19 protein-coding genes are annotated in these 21,365 nt (G+C 43.2%); 3 read left to right on the forward strand and 16 right to left on the reverse strand.

Annotation, left to right across the window (positions count from 1 at the left end):
- Positions 1–25 precede the first annotated feature (25 nt).
- The 14 genes from RB622_RS06320 to RB622_RS06385 all read right to left on the reverse strand — a co-directional run bounded on the left by RB622_RS06320 (position 26) and on the right by RB622_RS06385 (position 11,494).
- On the reverse strand, positions 26–658 hold the full coding sequence (locus tag RB622_RS06320; RefSeq protein ID WP_308045696.1) for an outer membrane lipoprotein carrier protein LolA: 633 nt from the start codon (positions 656–658) through the stop codon (positions 26–28).
- Positions 645–1,415 (reverse strand): polysaccharide deacetylase family protein, encoded by a 771-nt coding sequence (locus tag RB622_RS06325; protein WP_308045697.1) that lies wholly within the window; start codon positions 1,413–1,415, stop codon positions 645–647. Before RB622_RS06325 ends, RB622_RS06320 begins: the two co-directional genes overlap by 14 nt.
- Positions 1,405–2,373: a beta-ketoacyl synthase chain length factor gene (locus tag RB622_RS06330; protein ID WP_308045698.1), complete on the reverse strand. Its 969-nt coding sequence runs from the start codon at positions 2,371–2,373 to the stop codon at positions 1,405–1,407. The genes RB622_RS06325 and RB622_RS06330 overlap by 11 nt, the downstream gene beginning before the upstream one ends.
- Positions 2,374–2,418: 45 nt before the next feature.
- Complete coding sequence (locus RB622_RS06335) at positions 2,419–3,603, reverse strand: beta-ketoacyl-[acyl-carrier-protein] synthase family protein (RefSeq protein WP_308045699.1); 1,185 nt, start codon at positions 3,601–3,603, stop codon at positions 2,419–2,421.
- Positions 3,604–3,665: 62 nt separating this feature from the next.
- A complete protein-coding gene (locus tag RB622_RS06340; RefSeq protein ID WP_308045785.1) occupies positions 3,666–3,923 on the reverse strand; it encodes a phosphopantetheine-binding protein in 258 nt (85 codons plus the stop codon).
- 55 nt (positions 3,924–3,978) lie between these two features.
- Positions 3,979–4,545 (reverse strand): hypothetical protein, encoded by a 567-nt coding sequence (locus RB622_RS06345; RefSeq protein WP_308045700.1) that lies wholly within the window; start codon positions 4,543–4,545, stop codon positions 3,979–3,981.
- Positions 4,546–4,586: 41 nt separating this feature from the next.
- Entirely contained in the window at positions 4,587–5,669 is a 1,083-nt protein-coding gene (locus tag RB622_RS06350) for a beta-ketoacyl synthase N-terminal-like domain-containing protein (RefSeq protein WP_308045701.1), read from the reverse strand.
- Between the two features lie 61 nt (positions 5,670–5,730).
- Entirely contained in the window at positions 5,731–6,144 is a 414-nt protein-coding gene (locus RB622_RS06355) for a thioesterase family protein (protein WP_308045702.1), read from the reverse strand.
- Between the two features lie 41 nt (positions 6,145–6,185).
- Complete coding sequence (locus RB622_RS06360; RefSeq protein WP_308045703.1) at positions 6,186–6,602, reverse strand: hypothetical protein; 417 nt, start codon at positions 6,600–6,602, stop codon at positions 6,186–6,188.
- Positions 6,599–7,468: a lipid A biosynthesis acyltransferase gene (locus RB622_RS06365; RefSeq protein ID WP_308045704.1), complete on the reverse strand. Its 870-nt coding sequence runs from the start codon at positions 7,466–7,468 to the stop codon at positions 6,599–6,601. Before RB622_RS06365 ends, RB622_RS06360 begins: the two co-directional genes overlap by 4 nt.
- Before the next feature lie 3 nt (positions 7,469–7,471).
- Positions 7,472–7,738, reverse strand: a complete 267-nt coding sequence (locus tag RB622_RS06370; protein WP_308045705.1) for a phosphopantetheine-binding protein — start codon at positions 7,736–7,738, stop codon at positions 7,472–7,474.
- A gap of 276 nt (positions 7,739–8,014) precedes the next feature.
- Positions 8,015–9,235, reverse strand: coding sequence for a beta-ketoacyl-[acyl-carrier-protein] synthase family protein (locus RB622_RS06375; protein ID WP_308045706.1), 1,221 nt, complete (start codon positions 9,233–9,235; stop codon positions 8,015–8,017).
- 1 nt (position 9,236) lies between these two features.
- Positions 9,237–9,968 (reverse strand): 3-oxoacyl-ACP reductase FabG, encoded by a 732-nt coding sequence (gene fabG, locus RB622_RS06380; protein WP_308045707.1) that lies wholly within the window; start codon positions 9,966–9,968, stop codon positions 9,237–9,239.
- A complete protein-coding gene (locus tag RB622_RS06385) occupies positions 9,965–11,494 on the reverse strand; it encodes an aromatic amino acid ammonia-lyase (protein WP_308045708.1) in 1,530 nt (509 codons plus the stop codon). Before RB622_RS06385 ends, fabG begins: the two co-directional genes overlap by 4 nt.
- A gap of 146 nt (positions 11,495–11,640) precedes the next feature.
- Between RB622_RS06385 and RB622_RS06390 the strand changes: the two genes are divergently transcribed.
- The 3 genes from RB622_RS06390 (at position 11,641) to RB622_RS06400 (ending at position 18,409) form a co-directional block, all read left to right on the forward strand.
- Positions 11,641–15,474, forward strand: coding sequence for a 1-acyl-sn-glycerol-3-phosphate acyltransferase (locus RB622_RS06390; RefSeq protein WP_308045709.1), 3,834 nt, complete (start codon positions 11,641–11,643; stop codon positions 15,472–15,474).
- A 161-nt stretch (positions 15,475–15,635) separates the two neighbouring features.
- Positions 15,636–17,165 (forward strand): NAD(P)/FAD-dependent oxidoreductase, encoded by a 1,530-nt coding sequence (locus tag RB622_RS06395; RefSeq protein ID WP_308045711.1) that lies wholly within the window; start codon positions 15,636–15,638, stop codon positions 17,163–17,165.
- 2 nt (positions 17,166–17,167) lie between these two features.
- On the forward strand, positions 17,168–18,409 hold the full coding sequence (locus RB622_RS06400; RefSeq protein WP_308045712.1) for an NAD(P)/FAD-dependent oxidoreductase: 1,242 nt from the start codon (positions 17,168–17,170) through the stop codon (positions 18,407–18,409).
- Positions 18,410–18,476: 67 nt separating this feature from the next.
- Here RB622_RS06400 and RB622_RS06405 read toward each other — a convergent pair whose 3' ends face one another.
- Both RB622_RS06405 and RB622_RS06410 read right to left on the reverse strand, forming a co-directional pair.
- A complete protein-coding gene (locus RB622_RS06405) occupies positions 18,477–19,523 on the reverse strand; it encodes a beta-ketoacyl synthase chain length factor (RefSeq protein WP_308045713.1) in 1,047 nt (348 codons plus the stop codon).
- Between the two features lie 21 nt (positions 19,524–19,544).
- On the reverse strand, positions 19,545–21,194 hold the full coding sequence (locus tag RB622_RS06410; protein WP_308045714.1) for an FAD-dependent oxidoreductase: 1,650 nt from the start codon (positions 21,192–21,194) through the stop codon (positions 19,545–19,547).
- Positions 21,195–21,365 lie beyond the last annotated feature (171 nt).

Genomic DNA, 21,365 nt, shown 5'->3' on the forward strand with positions numbered 1-21,365 from the left:
GGTTGAAATAAGTTAAATCTGATACTCAAAGATTCAAAAAAACACTTTCAGCAATGGGCTGATTAAACTTTTCATTCTGAAACCGCATCACACTTTTATCTCCCCCTTTTTCAAAAAAAGTCAGCTCTTTCAACCGCAGCGTACCTTTTGGAAAAACCAGGTTAATCTTGGCATAAACATTCCGCATCCGCTTATTTGTCGGCGTTAACACGACCAGATACTGATCCGTACTTTCCATACAAACCTGTGTAAATGCTTTGCTTTGCTGAAAATCGCCGTTAACAAGCCCCAGCATAACCTGCTTGATCTGTCCGGCCATGCGCCCCGCAGCACCTACATTTTTCTCCTTGCTGCCGTCCTGCACACGCAGCTTATCGCCATTGATCAGGATAATGTATTTAAAAGGCGTTTGCTGTTCCCAGCGCATGCGGTCGTCTTTTTTGAAATAAAATACGCCTGACGATTTTTCCGGCTCTTTCAAAAAAGATAAATACTTCTCTTCTTTAAAATCGGCCTGGATAGAAGAAGTTGACTGGGACGATTTGCGTAAATCGGCCAGAATTTTATCCGGGTTTGCAGCCGGTTTGAAATCCTGCGCAAAGGAAGTTACACCGAAACACGTAAAAAGTATTAAAAAAAATAAGTTACAAGGTCTCATAAGGTTCTTTATTAATGATTTCCGGTAAGGGACGGATCTCGATATTTTTGCTCCGGCAGTGCTCTATCAGGTCTTCCAAAGCGTCAGCTGTCACAGACAGGTTATCGTGCAGCAAAATGATATCACGTTTCTGTAATTTTGAAATCACATTCTGAATCAGCTGATATTTATTTTTCACCCGGGTATCAAAGCTCCTGAGCGACCAGCCAATGGATTGCAGTTTTGTTTCCTTTAAAACGGCCCGGTAACGCGGGTTTGTCACGCCAAAAGGTGGCCGAAAAAAAGCAGGTGATTTCCCAAGCGTTTGAAGGATAACTTCCGTGCAATGTTTTAAGTCCTTGCGCAACCGATCCGTTGAAAAAAGGGCGATCAGATAATGATGACTGTAAGAATGATTGGCAATAATGTGCCCCTCCCGATCCATCTGATGCAATAATTCCGGATATTTCTCGGCCTTTTTCCCAATAACAAAGAAAGTGGCCTTCACACCTTTTTCTTTCAGTATGGCTAAAATACGCGGTGTATTTTCCGGATCAGGTCCGTCATCAAAAGTGAGTGCAACAGCCTTTTTTTTGCCTCTATGAATGGATTTTACAAAATAATTAGCTCTGATCTGATAAGAACCATAACCCGTGCTGATCAGATATAAAACCAGGATGAGCCCCAGAATGATCTCCACATAACCTGTTTCCCAAAAGGCAAACCCACAGAGCACGAGTAAAATTCCGACGATTGCTGTTACGACGTTATGCTTCAAGGGATTGTATCAACGTTAAGCCTAAATTATCTTTATTCAATCCGTTCAGGATCAGTACATTTTTTAGTTCGGGATGATGTTTGATGCGGTCTGCTGCGTAATGCGCCGCAAACGCCGAATTCGTCGGATACAAACCCGAAAGTTTCGTATAGTTGATCAGTTTTGAATCTGCGTGATAATGCGCATTAAAATATTCATAAGCAACAGATTCCTTGCTCGTACCGGCATTAAAATCTGCATACAGAATAAGGTCCACCTCCGACACATTCAGAAAATTATCAGACAAAAACGTACCAATGGCCGCGTCAGCATCCTGCACCAAACCAGCCACTTGCACATCCTGAATGCGCGCGACCGACTTTTCGGATTTTTCCCCGCTCAAAACAAAAAACGATGCACCGGATGTCAGATTCAGTTTCGGCCGGGGATGTAATTGCGCGGCGGCTTCATCCAGGAATTCAATGTATTCATCCGCAGCCCCCGTTAGGATGTGGCTGTTTCCTTCGCCAAGCAAAAGAGCACCGTCGATCAAAGCGTGTTCAAACGATAGCGTATTTTGCGTATGCGTCATGTTATAGCCATGATTTCCAATACTCAAAGAAATCTGGCCGGCAATGGTATTGTGCGTAGATTGTATGAAAGAAGTGGGCGGCAGCAACCCTTCAATGGTCAGGAAATTGTTTAGAAATTTTTCTGTGTCGTGTAAACAGCCCAGCCCGGTCCCCACGACAATGGCATCAGGCTGTTCTACATCCGCTTGCTGCAAACAATCCTTTGCGGCCGTCACCGACATCCGCAGGATTTTGCTCATTCTGCGCAGTAATCCCGCGTCAATGTATTCCTTATAATTTGGACTGATCAACTCAGAAGATTCACCGAGCGGCTCAATCACCTTCGAAAAGCCATCATTTTGAAATGTGGGCTGATGAGAAACCGTTGAAGCAGCTGATATATACATGTTCACTTTCTTATGGATTAAAAGTTTTGGCAAACCAGAACCCGGTCATTTATTGACGGCAAAAACAAGAGACGAATTGTTACCGCCAAAACCAAAGGAATTCGATAACACCGCCAATACCGGCTGACCTTTCCTTAACTCCGTTGACGGAACAAGCCCGGTTTCAGCAATCGGATTTTGGTAATTCAGATTCGGATAAATTAATCCGTTTTGTATAGCCAAGACAGAATACACAGCCTCGATAGCGCCCGCCGCTGCCAGGGTATGCCCGGTAAATGGCTTTGTCGAGCTGAATTCGGGTATGTTATCCCCAAAAATATTGAGCATGGCCACGGATTCCGACAAATCATTATTTTTAGTTCCGGTCCCGTGTGCATTAACATAGGAAATATCCAACGCATTGAATCCCGATTTATCAATGGCATTCTGAATGGCCATGGTGGCACCTTTTCCATCCGGCGATGAGGCCGTTTGGTGATAAGCATCCGCAGCATTTGCCCATCCTTTCAAAGAGCAGATCGTGGTATTACCCGTTAGTCGAGCACTTTTATCACTTTCCAGCAACAAAAAAGCGGCTCCTTCACCGAGATTTAATCCGCTTCTGGATTCGTCAAACGGCCGACACCACTGATCATCATAGATCATAAGGGAACGAAAACCGTTGAGTGTAAAATTGGTCAGCGCATCGGTTCCGCCAACCAAAACACGGTCCAGTTTTCCCTGTTCAATCAAACGGGCACCCAGCATGATCGCGTTGGCACCCGATGAGCAGGCTGTTGAAAGTGTATTGATATATCCCGAGATACCCAGTTCCGCGGCAATCCGTTCGGTGGTGTTCCCGCTGTCATGACATTTTAAAACATTAAAATCCGGGTGATTCCGGTCCAGATAATAACGGTAAAACTTTTCGGTTTTATCCATCCCTCCCACCGACGTGGCGGAAATGATCCCGGTGCGGATTTCACTGGCGTGACGATTATTGCCCCAGGCCTCCCGCGCCGCTGCCAAACCCAATAAAGACGTTCGTGAAACAGGTTTTGACCTGACACCCAAACGATCCACCAATTCCTCATTGGAACACTTCACCTCTCCAACCAGGTAATCCTTTCCTGTCTCCAAAAATTGCACCGGTTCGATACCGGATTTACTATTTTGCAGCGCATACAGATTTTCGGCAACCGTCAATCCGATCGCTGAAACAATTCCCAAACCTGTGATCCGAACGGCCATTTTAATCGAAAGTAGAACAGTTAAAAATTAAAACAGGACCCGATTTAAAACCAGCCCCGTTATTATTTTCTCTTTTTTTCAATGTAATCCGCCATCGTATTGATGGTCAGAAATGCTTCTTTTCCTTCCTCTGGATTAGTAACCTGGATGCCATAGAATTTTTCCAAAAGTACGATGAGCTCCAGGGCGTCAATCGAGTCAAGCCCAATACCCTCTGTACTGAACAGCAGGGCGTCGTCGGCAATATCAGCAACCTGAATATCTTCCAGATTCAATTGTTCTATGATGTGTTTCTTCAGGTCTTCTTTTAACGTATCCATCTTGGGTGTAATCATTTATTTAATTTACTGAGTATTTGACCGTGTTCTGAATCGGTCAAAAACCAGCACATGTAATTAAGTTTTCTCTATTCAACTGCATTCCGGTAGCGCTATTTTCTTCTACCAAAAACACAAATACTTCTATCTTTCCTTCCAGAATACCGAGCCAGCCCATAAGCACGGCTTTGGCGCCAGCAACCATCATAATTTCTCCATATTGCAGGAAAAACTCAGGTGCGAATTTAGGCAAAACAGCAAACATATTCTCACCAAACCATTTATTCCTGATGGCAATCTCACCCAGCACAATGTTGGGAAGCGTGTACACAAACAGGGAGGGACTGGGTGATTTTTTATCCACATACGACTCCATAAAGCGGATATCCGTATCAGCACTCGATTCCTGATTTGCAAAAAGCAGTCCAATTTCATCATCCTGATAGCGGGTGGATAACGCTGGATTTGACTTTTTTATTAACTCTGATCCGATAAACCCGGCTTGCGAAAGCATATCCATTTTATAGAATTTAGGATATTCCAGCGTAAGCCCTTTATACAACTGCTTAAACCAGCTGTCACCCGATTCCGTATTTTTCTGCGCGATCACATCTCCGTTAAGCACACAGCTTTCTTCATTTATATGACAACAAGCGGTAATAAAACTCATAATTTCCGAAAGACTAAGGATGCATTGCAGCCTCCAAAACCCGAAGCTGTTTTCAATATCGTATTTAATTCGGAAGATTTATTCCCGGTCGTAATATTCAGGGACTTTGAAGTACCGGTTTCTGAATAACCGAGACTTTTGATCAGCATATTATGACGCATCATTTGCATGGATATCGCCGTTTCTATGACCCCTGCCGCACCAAGTGTGTGCCCAAAATACCCTTTCAGACTATTTATGGGAATATCAGCCATGTTAAGACGATCAAATGCAATGGCTTCCATTTCGTCATTAAAAACCGTGGCTGTTCCGTGTGCCGAAATAAAATCGATTTCACCGAAAGACATTTTATTTAGCTCCAATGTTCTTTTTACACTTCTGTATAATCCTTCGCCGGTTCGGGACGGGCCGGAAATATGGTTGGCGTCATTTGCAGAAGTGCCAGAATATAAACCCAATGGCTTATTTTTGAAAATTTCAGGGGTATTGGATACAACCACTGCCGCACAACCTTCGCCAAGGCTGATCCCGCTTCGGTTCAGATCAAACGGCGTACAAGGTGTGGCACTAACGGCAAAAAGCGACTGAAATCCAAATAAAACAAAGTCGGAAATGACGTCACAACCTAACACGATCACGTGATCATAAAGACCTGCCTTAATAAAATTATTTGCAGCGTTGATCGCCAAAACGCCTGAGATACAGGCATTGGAAACAACCAGCGGTTCATTCGCCAGACCAAAATGTTTTACCAGACTTGTGAGCGATGGCGCAAAAGGATCTTTGATATTGCGATCCAGACCACCTTTTGTCGAGCTGACAATAACCAGTGTTTTTTTAGAAGTAATACGGGCCGGGTCAATCCGCTTCGCCACTTTCGACAATGTATCGATCAACAATGTCTCAAATTTATTCGAGGAAGAAAGGTCCGTTATTTTCGACAGATGAATCGCTTCCTGATTAAAACCGGCATGAGGCACCAAAGAAATACCTGACCGGTTTTCACAAACCGACTGGAAATTTTCCCGAATACTTTGTCCCAAGGGACTCACTATTTCCTCAGCACCTATATAGGTCATTTTTCAATTCATTCTTTTATAAACCGCGTTCCGTGAACCACGTTCCATGCCTCAAACTAAATCAAACCAGGTTTGTTTCTTTCCAAACACGATAAAAATCAGGTGTAATTAATTCCAGTGTCCGGCTTTCACGTTCCAGAAAAACCTGCATGGTTTTCCCGATGGCACAAAGTTCTCCGGTGGAAATATTAACAACCTCATATTCGAACATAATTTTGGCCGATTTTGAGGGTACAAATTTCGTAATCACTTTTATTTTCTGCCCATAATGCACAGGTGCTTTATGGTCAATTTCAGACTTAACGATCGGCGTAAAATAACCCTGTCCAAAAATGGTCAGATATTCCAGGCCAAATTGTTTTCCAAAGGCCTCTCTCCCGTCTTCAAAAAATTTCAGATAATTGCCATGCCAGACCACGCCCATGGCATCTGTTTCACTAAACCGTATTTCAATTTCTATTTCAGAAACAAGCATATATATTTCATGAGCAGTTACCAAAACCACCCTCAGGATCGTTAAGTAACCACAATTTTGATTTCACATTCAAGCAATTTACGTCCATTACAGTAATTCTCCCCCTTTACCAGAAAAATATTTCCCAACTGATGAGTCGGTGTAACAATCGTATTTATTTTTGAATGAGCCAGTGGCAGCTCAAAAACTTCCAATTTCGAGATCGCTCCGATAAACCCGATTTTAGGCTCAGCTCCCTTTTGATGATCAAGATAACCAAAACCGGCTGCGCAGGTCTGGGCAATATTTTCTATCAAACCCGACTCTTCAAAAAAACCAGAATGAACCAGCACGTTATCCTCCTCAATGAAAAAATCAGATTCAAACCTGTCTGCACGCGCTGAAACCAGGTTGTCGATCATGACAAACGGGGATCTGTGCGGTATGTAATCGACTATTTTTTCTTTCGTTACGATCATTCCTGAAAAAAGTTGAAGTAGTTAAACCACTGTTCCGGATACTGACGTACCTTTCTTTCCAACTCGTCCACATACAGTCTCGCAATTTCTTCGGGTTTCATTTTTTGCGTGATGGGTGCCGTGGCGCTTAAATGATAACTGTATTTCCCATCTTTTGCAGCAAAAACGAAGGTTACCGGCGCATCAAACTTAGACGCAATAACGAAAGGACCGTATGGAAATTTCGCTTCTTTGCCCATAAAATCCATTTCAATAAATTTGGCTCCCTCCATATACCGATCGGCATGAATGGCCACAAACTCATTATTTATCAATGCGTTACGAATTGATATAATGTGCGACAAATCATTTTTAATGGGTATAATCTTAAACCGGGAACCTCCGGTGGAGAGATCCATGAATTTTTTAATGCTCTCAACTTCCGCATCAAGCATTACGATATTGATTGTGGGAGTAATTCTTCCTTTGAGCAGATTCCCGGCAGTTTCCCAGTTTCCAAGATGCGCACTTAGCAGCATACCGCCTTTTCCGCCGTTTCTGATATCCAGCAGATATTGCTCGTTTTCAAAAATATGGGTAAAATGAGAACCCTTTCCCAAAAGAAAGGCAGCCCTGTCGAGTAAAGTCTGCCCGAAAATATAGAAATTCTTTCGAACCAGATCCAGGGCCGGTTTTCCGGAAATATGTAGTGTATCACTGTAAAAATCCAGAAGGGCTTTTTTAGGTCGCGCTGCAAACAAAAAGTAATAATAGGTTACCAATTGTAAAAGACGATAGGCAAAACCCAGCCCCAACACTTTAACAAAAAAAAGGAAAATTTTATACCCTAATAAAGATCCTTTGGTTTTACCATCCCAACGGTTCATTAATTACAGCGATAGTTTCTTTTGAACAAGTTGATAAAAATCCCCGAAGGTAACAATGTCCTTAAAATCTTCACCCGTTACCTTAATATTCAAATTTTCTTCGATCAAAACCACAAGGTCCACATAGTCAAGACTATCCAGATCCAGCGTATCTTTCAAACTATTTTCAGGAAGAATAAGATTCCTGTCTACCTCAAATTCTTCTGACAAAAAATCCCTGGTATCCTCAATAATTTCTCCCAATTCCATTGTAACAAGTGTTTCATTCATGGCTACAAAATTAATTTATTCTTTGGTTATAGTTTTCAAAATCGATTTAAATTTTAACATATTCGTTCAAAAACAACATAAAACTTTTTCGAATTACTAAATCTGTATTGTTAAATCGCTACCTGTCAAATTTATAACTACAAAAATGTAAAGATTTGGTTTGAACCCGTATGCCGGTTAGTAATTAGCACATCAGATATTATTATATGGAATTTGGCACAACATACCACAATCCAGGTCTATAAACCGGGATCTCCATTCAGTCTTCCAAAAATTTTACTGAATTTTCTTAATAATCAAGGTAGAATTCGTTCCGCCAAAACCGAAAGAATTTGATAGAAAACAATCGATCTTTTGCTCTTTGGTTTCCGCTACAATGTTGATTTTGGCAGACTCTTCATCCGGGTTCTCAAAATTGATATTGGGCGCGATAAAACTGTTCTGCATCATGAGCATCGAATAAATGATTTCACTGGCTCCTGCCATCCAGCATTCATGCCCCGTCATCGACTTGGTAGAACTTACCGGCACTTTACCACCAAACACTTCCCCGATTGCCTTTGCTTCACTGCTGTCTCCAACGGGCGTGGAAGTTGCGTGTGCGTTGATATAATCAATATCATTCACAGAAACCTGCGCCTGATTTAACGCCATATTCAGCGACCGTACCTGACCTTCCATACTCGGGTTCGAGATGTGATCGCCGTTGGATGAAAAACCATAACCGATCACCTCCGCCAGAATGGGCGCCCCGCGTTTTACAGCCGCTTCATAAGATTCAAGAATAACCGTTGCTGCTCCCCCGCTTGGCACAAGACCATCACGATCTTTATCGAAAGGACGGGAAGCCCTGGCAGGATCCGACTCATGCACCGAAAACGTGCCCAGTCCATCGAAACTGCACATGGCCGCCAGGTTTATTTCCTGTGCGCCACCGCAAACAATACGATCCTGCAAACCTTGTTTGATCATAATGTAACCCATCCCGATGGAATGAGAGCCCGATGCACAAGCAGCGCTCAATGTAAAATTGATTCCTTTCAGCTTGAAAATAGTCGAAAGGTTCATATTCACCGTGCTGTTCATATTCTGAAAAATCGCGCCGCTTCCGATCAGCGTCGTATCAAATTTCTCTCTTGCCTTGTCATAGGCCTCCACCACGGAAGCCGCAGTGCTGTCATTCCCGAAAATAATACCGGTTTCGGTCGTTTCAAGAAAATCAGCATCGAGACCAGCCATTTCCATAGCTTCTTTCGTCGACATGTAGGCGTACATGGCGGGCTGGTGCATACCCAGGCGCTGCCTTCTGGATAAAAAAGGTTTCAGGTCGGGCTCCTGTACCATGCCCGTAAGGGCGGAACGGAATCCAAAATCCTTTCTGACCTGATCAAAAATAATACCACTTTTTCCGGCGTATAACGACTTTGTTACCTCCCCAAGATTTTCACCCAGGCAGGAATAAATTCCAATTCCGGTAATCACTACTCTGTGGTTCATTTTATGAATAAATTCCTCCGTTGATATTAATCACTTCTCCCGTAATGTATGACGCTTTTTCAGAAGCCAGAAAACTGACCAGATGGGCAACTTCCTCCGCTTTGCCAAAACGATTCATCGGGATCATTTGTTTCAGTTCAGTCTCATTCAGGTCCTTGGTCATGTCGCTGACGATAAAACCGGGTGCAACCGCATTGACGGTAATTTTCCGCTTCGCCACTTCCTGTGCCAACGCCTTTGTCGACGCAATCATCGCACCTTTCGCTGCCGAATAATTCGTTTGTCCGGCAACACCCTTCAACCCTGAAACTGACGCGATATTGATGATCCGTCCCGTACGCTTGCGAAGCATTTGCTGGATGGCATTCTGGGTCACGTTGAACAATCCTTTTGTAGAAGTATTCAGCACATCATCCCAATCTTTCTCCGGCATCCACATAAACAAACCATCACGCGTGATACCCGCATTATTCACCAAAACACTGATAAACTTTTCCGCGTTCTTTTCTCTCCATCCGTTAAGCGCCTCATCCACTTCCGTTTTGGTCTGGACGTTAAACTGCAACAGCTCCCCGTCCCCACCATTTTCCCGAATTTCCGCAAGGGTTTCTTCCGCAGCTTCCTGGTTGGATGAATAATTAACTAAAATAAACAAGCCATGATCTTTGGCCAGCTGCACCGCTATCGCTCTCCCCAGTCCTCTGGATGCTCCTGTTACAAGTGCGCAATTCATATGTTAAACGGGGTTTCTTTTATTAATTTACAAACATCGGCGATACTCTCAAAAGGCGGAATATCTTCTTTTACAAATTTAGCCTTTGTACGGATCTGCGCGTAGATCGCTTTTGTTTTTGGCGACAATCTTTCCTTTTCATCCACTTCCAGTAAATCGATAGCCTGGCAAATGGCCATGATGTGGATCGACATCACCTGATATGAATTTTCCAGAACCTGTTTTGCAAGTACCGCACTGTTGGTACCCATGCTTACAATATCCTGATTATCATTGTTATTGGGAATACTATGGATATAAACCGAAGTTGACAACGCCTGACTTTCCGCGGTTGTGGACGTGGCCGTAAACTGAATTCCCTGGAAACCGAAGTTAAGTCCCCATGTTCCTGCATTCAGGAAAGGAGGAAATTTACCATTCAGTTTGCTGTTCATCAAAAAGTTAAGCTGGCGTTCCATCAGCATGGAAAGTTTCGTCAGCACGATTTTGACTTTATCCATTTCCAGCGAAATGTAATCTCCGTGGAAATTACCGCCATGGAAAACATTATCTTCATCCGGTCTTACAATCGGATTATCATTGGTAGAGTTTAATTCATTTTCAACAACTTCCTGTGCATAATTGATGGTATCCACAATAGGCCCGATAATCTGGGGAACACAGCGAATGGAATAATACTCCTGAATTTTACGTTCGAATTCACGGGTTTCCAGTGCCTTATCATCCTTAAAGAGCTCCTCCCGATTACGGATCATCTGGCTATCGGTCAGGAATTCACGCATTTGGTGCGCCACATACTGCTGCCCTTTATGGTGTTTCACAGCATTTAATTCCTTGGAAAAAGAATCGTCAAACGCTTCCATAATTTCATTCAGCATCGACGAAGCCGCAATGGCCCACTGCACAAGACGCTGTGCGTAGATCAGGTTAACCGCCGCAATGCCGGTCATGCAGGAGGTTCCGTTGATCAGTCCCAAACCATCCCGAAGCTCAATTTTTAATGGTTTGATACCATGCTTCGCCAACACATCGGCTGCTTTCTGACGAACTCCGTTTTCATAAACATATCCTTCACCAATCAGGTTAAGGCCCAGATGAGACAGCTGGACAAGGTCGCCGCTGGCGCCTACGCTTCCGTGTTCAAAAATTTCAGGAACGATACCTTTATTTAAAAACAAAACCAGCTGCTGAATCACTCCCGCACTGATTCCCGAGTTTCCCTGTAAAAAGGAGTTGAGACGGGCGAGCATAACACTGCGCGCGTACGTTTCATCCAGTGCTTTGCCAATGCCGCTCGAATGGCTTCTGATGAGATTGTACTGAAGCTGGTTTAATTTATCGGTTTCGATACGGAATTGCGCCATAGGGCCAAAACCGGTATTGATACCGTATATAATCTTATCTTTTGAAAATTCTGTTAAGAAATTAAATGACTTTGAAACGTGGTTGAGTGCGTCCTCTGCTAATTGAAATTCCTTTTTATCAATGGCATATTGCTCAATCTGAGCTAATGAAATACTAGTCATTTATAGTTACTGTAATTAAAACCCATGTAAAATAAATCTTTTTTTATGGCTTTGACAAGAAACGCTATTTAGCGGTTGGGAACATCAATATATTGTCAGGACTCTTACATTTGTTTAAATTTACCCCAAACTCACGTTCAAAATCCATGATTGGAGACTTATTACTTAGACTAAACACACTCCTTTCCCGTAAAAAATCACTTTTCTTTCTTGTTCTGTTTATTATCCTTGCTGTTCTGGGTTATGGAATATCAAGACTGAGCGTTACCGAAAGCATTTTTTCCACGTTGCCAAAGGGCAAAACTTTCGAAGAATTCAACCGTTTAGTAGAAAATAAAAGTATTATCAACCAGGTTGTGTTTTCGGTCAATATTCCCGCCGACACAGATACCGAAGACGCCAAGGTAATAGCAGAAACTTTCGCGGATTCTCTTGAAAAAAATACGAAGGGTTATATCAAGAACATTCAGGCCGTCCGTCAGAATATCCAGCAGGATGTTTACGACTATACTTATTCCCGTTTTCCTGAGCTGATCGACACGTCCTATTATCAGCACATTGCCAATAAATCACAGCCAGATTCTGTCAACACGGCCATTACCGCATCCTATAAACAGTTGCTGGCTCCCGGTGGTACGTTTTTACGTCAGTTCATTTTAAATGATCCGTTGGGCATTTCAGGCAAATATTTCCGGGACCTGAATGCGGTCAATAATGCCAACGGCATGACAGTGGACGACGGACTGATGTTTTCAAAAGACAGAAAACAGATCATCGTGATGGCGGGAACGAGTTATGATTCTGGGAATTCTTCAAAAAATATTGAATTATATAACCGTGTAGAGGCCTTCAAAGCAGCGTGGGGCAAACAGCATCCGACCCATCAGTTTTCCTATTTCGGGACTTTTGAAATTGCCGCGCAAAATGCGATTCAGGTAAAACATGACTCGTACATGACGATGATCATCGCTTTGTCGGCCATTTTACTGATGCTGATTTTGTACTACCGGAAAGTCCTCATTCCTTTTTACATCGTTCTGCCAGCGATTTTCGGCGGAGTTTTTGCACTCGGCATCATCGGTTTTTTCAGGCCCGAAATATCCGGCATATCCCTGGCTACCGGCGCCGTTATCTTCGGAATTTTACTGGATTATTCTTTTCATTTTTTCACCCATTTACGTCACACCGGTTCGGTAAGGGTCGCGGTGAAAGAAGTCAGTGAACCCTTGCTGACTGGAAGTCTCACAACAATCCTGGCTTTCTGCGCTCTGCATTTCGCCAATTCGGTCGTTCTTCAGGACTTTGGTCTTTTTGCCTCTTTAAGTCTATCCGGTGCCGCGCTTTTTACCTTGATCGGACTTCCTGTTGTTTTGCAGACCGTTTCATTCGACTACAAGCATATTCCGGGCGAGGTGAAGTTTTTTAATTTTCCGAAAATTTCAGGAAAATTCCGCTCTGTGGTACTGATTTTGGTTGCCGTTTTGACCGCTGTATTTCTCTATTTTTCCCGCTTCACCGAATTTGACAGCAGCTTTGAAAATCTGAGTATCCATAGCACTGATTTAAAGGAAAAAGAACAGGCATTGACCGGCCTTAATCCAGCAACGGAAAAACGGATTTACGTTTTCTCAATGGACAAAAACAAGGAGAAAGCCGAGGCCTTAAATTATAAGGTTTATCAAAAACTAACCAGGCTGAAAAATGATAGCCTGGTTAAAGGTTTCGTTTCATCCGGCTCTTTCCTCGTTCCTGAAAGTCTTAAACAGGAGCGACTGGAACGGTGGCGTAATTTCTGGAATACCGCTAAAAAAGAACAGACATTTTCAGCACTGGATAAGTCGGCCTCACAAAATGGTTTCAATGCCGCGGCTTTTGATGATTTCAAAAGCTGGATTTCAGGAGAAATTGAAAATCCGGTTGAAGAAAATGAGCTTTTTCAGGAACTTGGCCTAAATAACCTGATTGAAAGTGATGCAACAAAAACCACACTGATTACCACCATTGTAGCCAGCCAGGAGCAGTTAACCGCCGTAAAAGCGGAATTGAGGGCCATTGATGGCGTTGAGATCTTCGATCGCGGCGAACTCGCTGAAGAACTTCTGACGATGGTCAAAGACGACTTCAATTACATCCTCGTCATTTCAGCTTCCATTGTTTTTTTCACGTTGCTTATCGTTTACGGTCGGTTTGAACTGACCATCCTGTCGTTTCTTCCGATGGTGATCAGCTGGATCTGGATACTGGGGATTGCCGCTATGCTGGGGATAAAATTCAATTTCGTGAATGTCGTAATCACCACATTCATTTTCGGTCTCGGCGACGATTTCAGCATTTTCGTGACCGAAGGTTTGCTTAGCAAATACAAATACGGCAAAGACACGCTCCGCTCCTATCAGTCTGCCATTGTTTTGTCCGCCTGCACAACCATTGTGGGAACCGGCGTTCTCATTTTCGCAGAACATCCGGCGATACATTCCATTGCACTGATCAGTGTTCTGGGCATCGTCTGCATCCTGCTTATTTCCTTTATTGTGCAGCCTGTTATTTTTGGATTATTTGTCGAAAACCGCATCAAACGAAAAAAAGCACCGGTAACTTTGCTGCCGTTTCTGATCAGCATTTCAAGTTTTACTTATTTCCTTTCCGGCTGCCTTTTTCTGCATTCCAAACTGGTCACCATCTTACTTTTACCGGTATCAAAAATCAGGAAAAAGCGGATGATCAATAGTTCGCTGGCTTTTTTTGCAAAAACAGTGATTTATTCAGGCCCGCATGTGAGAAAGAATTTCTCCGGAACCGAAAACATGGATATCTCGAAACCGGTTATCTACATCGCCAATCACACTTCGTTTCTTGATATTTTGCTCGCCATTATGATCAATCCCAAGATTGTGATGATGGTAAAAGGCTGGGTCTATAACTCACCTTTTTTCGGGCCGATCATCCGTTATGCGGGCTATATTTACACCGAGGCTGGTCCGGAAGAAAACATCGCCCGGATGCACACGCTCGTTGCGGAGGGTTATTCCATCCTGGTTTTCCCGGAAGGCACGCGATCGGAAGACGGTACAATCGGCCGTTTTCACAAAGGTGCTTTCCACCTGGCGCAGGAACTGAATCTGGATATTCAGCCGATACTGATCCACGGCGCCTCCGACGTTTTACCAAAGAACGATTTCCTGATCCGCGCCGGCTCTTTGAACGTCCGGGTTTTGCCGCGACTTACCTATAACGATCCGAAATGGGGCGAAAACCTGCGTGATAAAACAAAAAATATTGCCGCGCACTTCAAATCGGAGTTCGCTTTGTACAAGGACGAAATGGAGGACACCTCCTATCTCAAACACAAGGTTTTCACAAACTATGTATTCAAGGGGCCGGTTTTGGAATGGTATTTTAAAACCAAGTGGAATCTGGAAGCAAAGCATTATACCTTTTACAACGAATTAATCGGAGACAGAAAACAGATTCTGGATGTGGGCTGCGGTTATGGGTATTTGTCTTTTTTCCTGCATTACAAAAATGATAAGCGCATCATAACCGGCGTGGATTATGATGAGGATAAGGTTCTTATTGCGCAGCATAGCTACAATAAAACCGACAACCTGCAATTCGCTTACGAGGACATTAGTGCTGCCACGATAGCAAATCAGGACGTGATATTCCTGAATGACGTGTTGCATTATTTGTCCGAAGAAAAACAACAAAATGTATTAAACCGCTGTGCAAAAGCACTTAACCCGGAAGGAATCCTGTTTATTCGTGACGGCATTACCGATTTGACAGACAAACACAAAAACACAGAAAGAACAGAGGCTTTGTCAACAGGGTTGTTTTCGTTCAATAAAAAAGACGGCGCATTTCATTTCTTCTCATCAAAGGATATTCAGCAATTTGCAGAAAATAATAGCCTAAGTTTTGAAATGCAGGAGCACTCGAAGAACACGTCAAACGTATTATTTATTTTAAGAAAAATATGAATTAATTAATACTTTGGCATAACTTAACGGGCACCAAAAACACATGTTCCGCTGAGCAACCGTTTAATCAGAAAATACGATTATGTTAAATTTTCTATAAATCTTGCGCAGGTTTATAGCGGTGCGGCAAATTAAAAAACACGCAATTATATTTGAAATTCATGCAGGAAGTGTCCGGAAAGGAATATGATTTTGTCATTATTGGAAGTGGATTAGGCGGATTGGCTTGTGCGTACATTCTGGCCTCGGAAGGGCACAGTGTCGTCGTTTTGGAAAAAAATCATCAGATTGGAGGGCATTTACAGGTGTACAGTCGCGACAAAACGATCTTTGACACGGGTGTACATTACGTCGGCAGCATGAATAAAGGAGAAAACCTTTACCAGTTCTTTAAATATTTTCAGATTCTGGATAAGATGAAGCTGAAACGGCTGGACGATGAAAAATTTGATGTAGTCCGCTTTGACGATGGCTCTGAATATGCTTATGGTCAGGGATATGACCAGTTCATAAAAAATATGACCGGTTACTTCCCGGATGAAAAAGCCGCTATTGAAACCTATTGTGACAAAATTAAAGAAACATGCAGTAAATTTCCTTTGTATAATCTGCAAGCCTCGGGCGAAAATTATCAGATGGATTCCGGCATCATGGAGCTGAATGCCCACGATTACATTGCATCTATCACCACAAATGAGAAATTAAGAAACGTACTTGCAGGCTCAAACCAGCTTTACGCAGGTGTTAAAGAAATGACCCCCTTTTATGTTCACGCATTGATCATGAACAGCTATTTCTCGGGCGCCTATAAGTTTGTCGATGGAGGTTCGCAAATAGCGATCCAGCTGAGCCGCGGAATCCGAAATTTTGGAGGTAAAATTTTAAAAAGAAAAAAAGTTGTCAGCGCCCAATTTAATGAAGCCGGAGAAGTCAGTGGTGTGGTGCTTGAAAACGGCGATATTTTCCGTGGGAAACAATATATTTCAAATGTTCACCCGGCCGTTACCATCGACATTTTTGGAGATGAAAGGTTTTTGACGGTTTATAGAAATCGTATCCGTAATCTCAAAAACAGCATTTCAACATTTCTGGTACATTTGTCTTTTCATCAAAATACGTTTGAATACCTGAATTATAACATTTATCAACACCACATTGAAGACGTTTGGGGTGGCATAGATTATGACCAGGAAACCTGGCCACAAACCTATTTTGTATGCACACCTTATTGCTCAAAAAATGGTAAATATGCCGATTCCATGTCCATCATGACGTACATGAACGCTGACGAAACCAGTCAGTGGAGCCATACGCGACATACCATTGCCGAACCCGGTGAACGGGAGGATTCTTACGAAGCATTTAAAAAATGCAAAGAAGCACAGGTCCTTAAAAGAATTGAGGAAGTCTTTTCCGGGATTTCAGAAAAGATCAAGGCGGTTCATAGTGCGTCGCCGCTTACTTTCCGGGACTATATCGGTAACAAAGACGGCTCATTGTATGGTGTCATGAAAAACTCGGCATCGCCGACAAGAACACAGATTAATACAAAAACAAGAATTCCAAATCTGCATTTAACAGGGCAAAACATTTCCATGCACGGGATATTGGGTGTCACGGTCAGCGCGTTTGTTACCTGCTTCGCATTTGTGGATAAAGATAAACTCATTCAAAAAGTCAAAAATGCTTAACCATGCAAACAGCTGATGTTGTAGTTATTGGCGCCGGTCCGGCAGGAACCGTGGCTGCATCCTATTTAAAAAAACAAGGGTACCATGTTATTATTTTAGAAAAGGAAAAATTTCCACGCTTTCAGATCGGCGAAAGCCTTCTGCCTTGCTGCATGGAACACCTGGACGAATCGGGCTTACTGGAAGCTGTCATTCCTAAAAATTTCCAGAAAAAGACCGGTGCGGCCTTTATGAAGGGTGACAAGCGCTGTGAGTTTTTCTTTGAAGAACAATATACCAACGGCTGGTCGTGGACCTGGCAAGTCAAACGCGCAGATTTTGATCTTACACTTGCAGAAGCAACAAGAGCGAAAGGCGTCGATGTCAATTTTGAATGCGAGGTATTAAACGTGACTTGCAGCAAAGACAAACAGATTGTAGAGTACAAGGATATTGACGGCAATAAATTCACTGTCGAAGCAAAGTTTATTATTGATTCCAGTGGCTACGGTCGTGTCTTGCCACGACTTTTTGGCCTGAGTAAGGAGTCTGCCTTCTCGCCAAGAGGGGCGGTATTTTCACATCTGGAAGACAAAAACAGAACAGAAGAGGCTAGCAACAATATTTTTGTCCACTCTTTCGATAACAATAAATCCTGGATATGGGCCATTCCTTTCTCCGACGGTTCTACCTCGGTAGGTATTGTAGGTGACCGGAAAAAAATTGAAGAGCTGGCTGAGAATAACGGAGAAAAGTACAAAAAGTTTATACGCGAATTTGAAGACCTGAACGGTCGTTTTGTCAACTCGAACCTAAAATGGGAGCCGAAGCATATTTTAGGTTATTCCGTCGGTGTGAAGCAAATGTTTGGCGAAGGTTTCGTCCTTTCCGGTAATAGCACCGAATTCCTTGATCCGATTTTCTCATCGGGTGTGACCTTTGCAACGGCATCCGGATTGCTTTCCGCAAAAATGACGCATAAGCATCTCCTGGGAGAAAAAGTTGACTGGAAAACAGAATATGAAGATGTTGTTCAGGGCGGAATTAATGTATTTCGAAGCTATGTAACAGGCTGGTACAGTGGAGATTTCCAAACTATTGTGTTTGCAAAACAGATTGACAATGAGATTAAAAACCAGATTTGCTCGGTTCTTGCGGGTTATGTCTGGGATCAGTCTAACCCTTTTGTCAAGAAACACGACACCATCCTTCCGACGCTCGCCAAAGTGATTAAGATGAAGGAAAATGCCCAAAACAAAGAGTAAATTACCTCGCAACCCTATCTAAAATGAAAAACTCCTTACCCGAACGATTGTTCGGGTAAGGAGTTTTTCATTTTGAAAGCAAAATAAATCCGTGCTGAATGCCCTTGTAGTGGTTATACACCAAAACTTTTTCAGCACTTCTGTCGGATTTTTTTGTATAAAGTGTTTGGCTCGGCAACTTCTTACCTGAAAGCAACTGAGCCGCCATCCAGGTTGCAAAAGCAGACGCGGTAGGATAATCGCCCGTCAGGTTTTTATAGGTGTAAACAGTACTCTTTGCAAACAGACCTTCCTGAAACCAGGTATACCAATGATCATTTCGGTTATCGCCGCTAAAACCCAGTATCAGCGTGTCGATATCGGAATAATTCAATTGATTCCTTTCCAGAAAACGGGATAACTTCTCTTTCAACTTATCCTGATCAGCATGACTAATTTGTTCAACATCAACAATTTCAGCGACATAATCCGCGGACCTTTCCGCTTCAACGACAAACATCACGGCGCCTTCGCCACAAACCGTACCCGGCGTACCGGAATTCAGCAAAGTTTCAGAGTTCGACTCCTCCTTTTTGAAAGAACCGGCCAACATATCAATGTTATAGTTATAATCTGAAATTTCTTCTATACTACCCAGGAGCAAGGTTTTAGCTTTTCTTTCTTCCAGCCGCAGCAGCGCATCCAGCAATGCGCCCTCAAACGCAAGTCCTTTATTGACGTGGGTATTGTTGTAGCCCGTGTTTTTACTCATTAAAGCGAGGTTCCCCGCTACGGCATTGGGCGTGCTCTGAACAAAATTTGTTGGTGTTAATGTACCTTCTTTATAATCGACAATCTGGTTGAGAAATTTAAGGCAATCTTCCAGTCCCCCGTTCGCAGTACCCAGGATAATACCATCCAGACCGGGGTTTTTATTGATCAAGGGAAGCCCCGCTCCTACGCCCATCCGCACCGCCTTTCCCATTCGCCGGAGCAGTCCGGCCGGAATCAGTGCCCCGTATTCAGGCTCCAAAGCTGTATATCTGTTCCCCGTATGCACTTTCGGCTCGCTTTCGAAGAAAGTTTCATCATAAGTATACTGGGGCGATATGCAGGATAAATCTTTTATAAACATATTTTACTCTTCTTTTTCAGCTCACTGTTTCTCCGCTACAAACGTAGCCTCCGCCATAAAATGTTTTAATTGCTGACTGTACTGGTCAATTTGACGCTCCTTTGTCTCCCGATCCCAGCCTAGTTCAGCCCCCATTAATTCGGCTACCATCGGCAACGCTTTTAGTGTGGCACGCCAGTCTGTTATTTCCAGACGAACCCTTCTTGCCAGGACATCCCGGGGCGTAATCGCCATTTCATATCTGACTGTATAAACAACCTCTGCCTTGATGTATGGATATTGGGGATCTATTTTACCTTTAAGTTCCGGGTTATTCACCCCAATTTTAGCAACTTCTCCGGCTCTGCATCCGTATTTTTTCACCAGGTGCTTACTGATATCCTCATCGAGATCATAATCTTTCGCCAGAAATCTCCATGAATCAAAATCATAATTGGTTCCACCTACGAGCATATGCCTATGCGTGGTACAGTCATTTTCCTGTCCGAAAATTTTGTCAGCCTGATCAATGGTGTCTTTTGCCATCAGACGGTACGTCGTCCATTTTCCACCTAAAAGACTTACCAGGCTGGAAACAGGATCGATTTCAATCTCATGATCACGTAACAGTGTCTTTGTTGACTGATTCGGATCCGCAGACAGCAACGGACGCAAACCGCCAAAACCGGATTTTATTTTTGAAATATCTATCTTTTCAGCCAGATAAGGATTAAGCGTACTGACCAGATAATCCACTTCACTTTTATTCAGACTGGCTTCATTTTCAACATCGCTCGAATCTGTATCCGTAGTTCCCAACAGCATCGCTCCCTCAAAAGGAATCGCAAATACGACCCTGCCATCCGGCGTTTTCGGAATCAGCATGGCGTTTTCACTATTAAGTACCTCATAAGGAAGCACCACATGTACGCCTTTACTCGGCCGGATGCGTGAGGGCAAATTTGTATTGGCAAAATGGCGGATCTTATCCGAAAACGGGCCCGTGCAATTAATTGTCAGCCTGGACTTAATCGTAAAGTTTTGCTCCGAGTCCATATCTCTCACTTCAACGCCACTCAGTTTTCCATTTGCATCCTTTTCAAATCCTTTCACTTCGATATAATTGGCAACCGCCGCGCCAGCCTCCGAGGCAGATTGCGCCAATGCGAGACAATAACGTGCATCATCCAGCTGGCCGTCATAATACATCACCGCACTGTGAAGCTTGGTTTTATTAAGCGTGGGAATCCTGGATAGAACCTGATCCTTTTTCAGCCACCTGCTCTTGGGTAAAGTATCGTTTGTCGCGAACCAGTCGTACATACGCAGGCCAATACTAAAATACAATCCTTCAATCCATGAGCTTACGGGTGTCATCAACGCCAGCGGCCTTGCCAGGTGCGGCGCATTGTTCAGGACAATATGTCTTTCCTCCAAACCATGACGCACCTGTTTCAACTGGGCAAAATCGAAGTTCTTAAAAGCCTGTTCCAGATAACGCACACCGCCGTGGATCAGTTTGGTTGATCTCGACGAAGTTTCGGATGCAAAATCATTCCGGTCAATCAATGCGACTTTATAGCCTCTGAGTGCGGCATCGAGCGCGCAACCAGCGCCGCTAGCCCCTGCCCCGATTATACAAATATCAAAATGCTCGTTTTTTAATCTATGAAGTGACTCGTTACGATTCATGCCAGGCGGTATAACTGTGGTACCAAATTGAAGTGATCTGCAAAAATACGAAGTTGATATTTGTAAATACATTAAATAACAGACTTAATCTGGAATTTAATGTAGGTAATTCCGGTCTCGAAGCTTACATACAAATAATTCGATAGCCGATGTGACCAATCTGTTATTTTA

The organism is Dyadobacter sp. LHD-138, from assembly GCF_030929615.1.
Taxonomy (GTDB): Bacteria; Bacteroidota; Bacteroidia; order Cytophagales; family Spirosomataceae; genus Dyadobacter.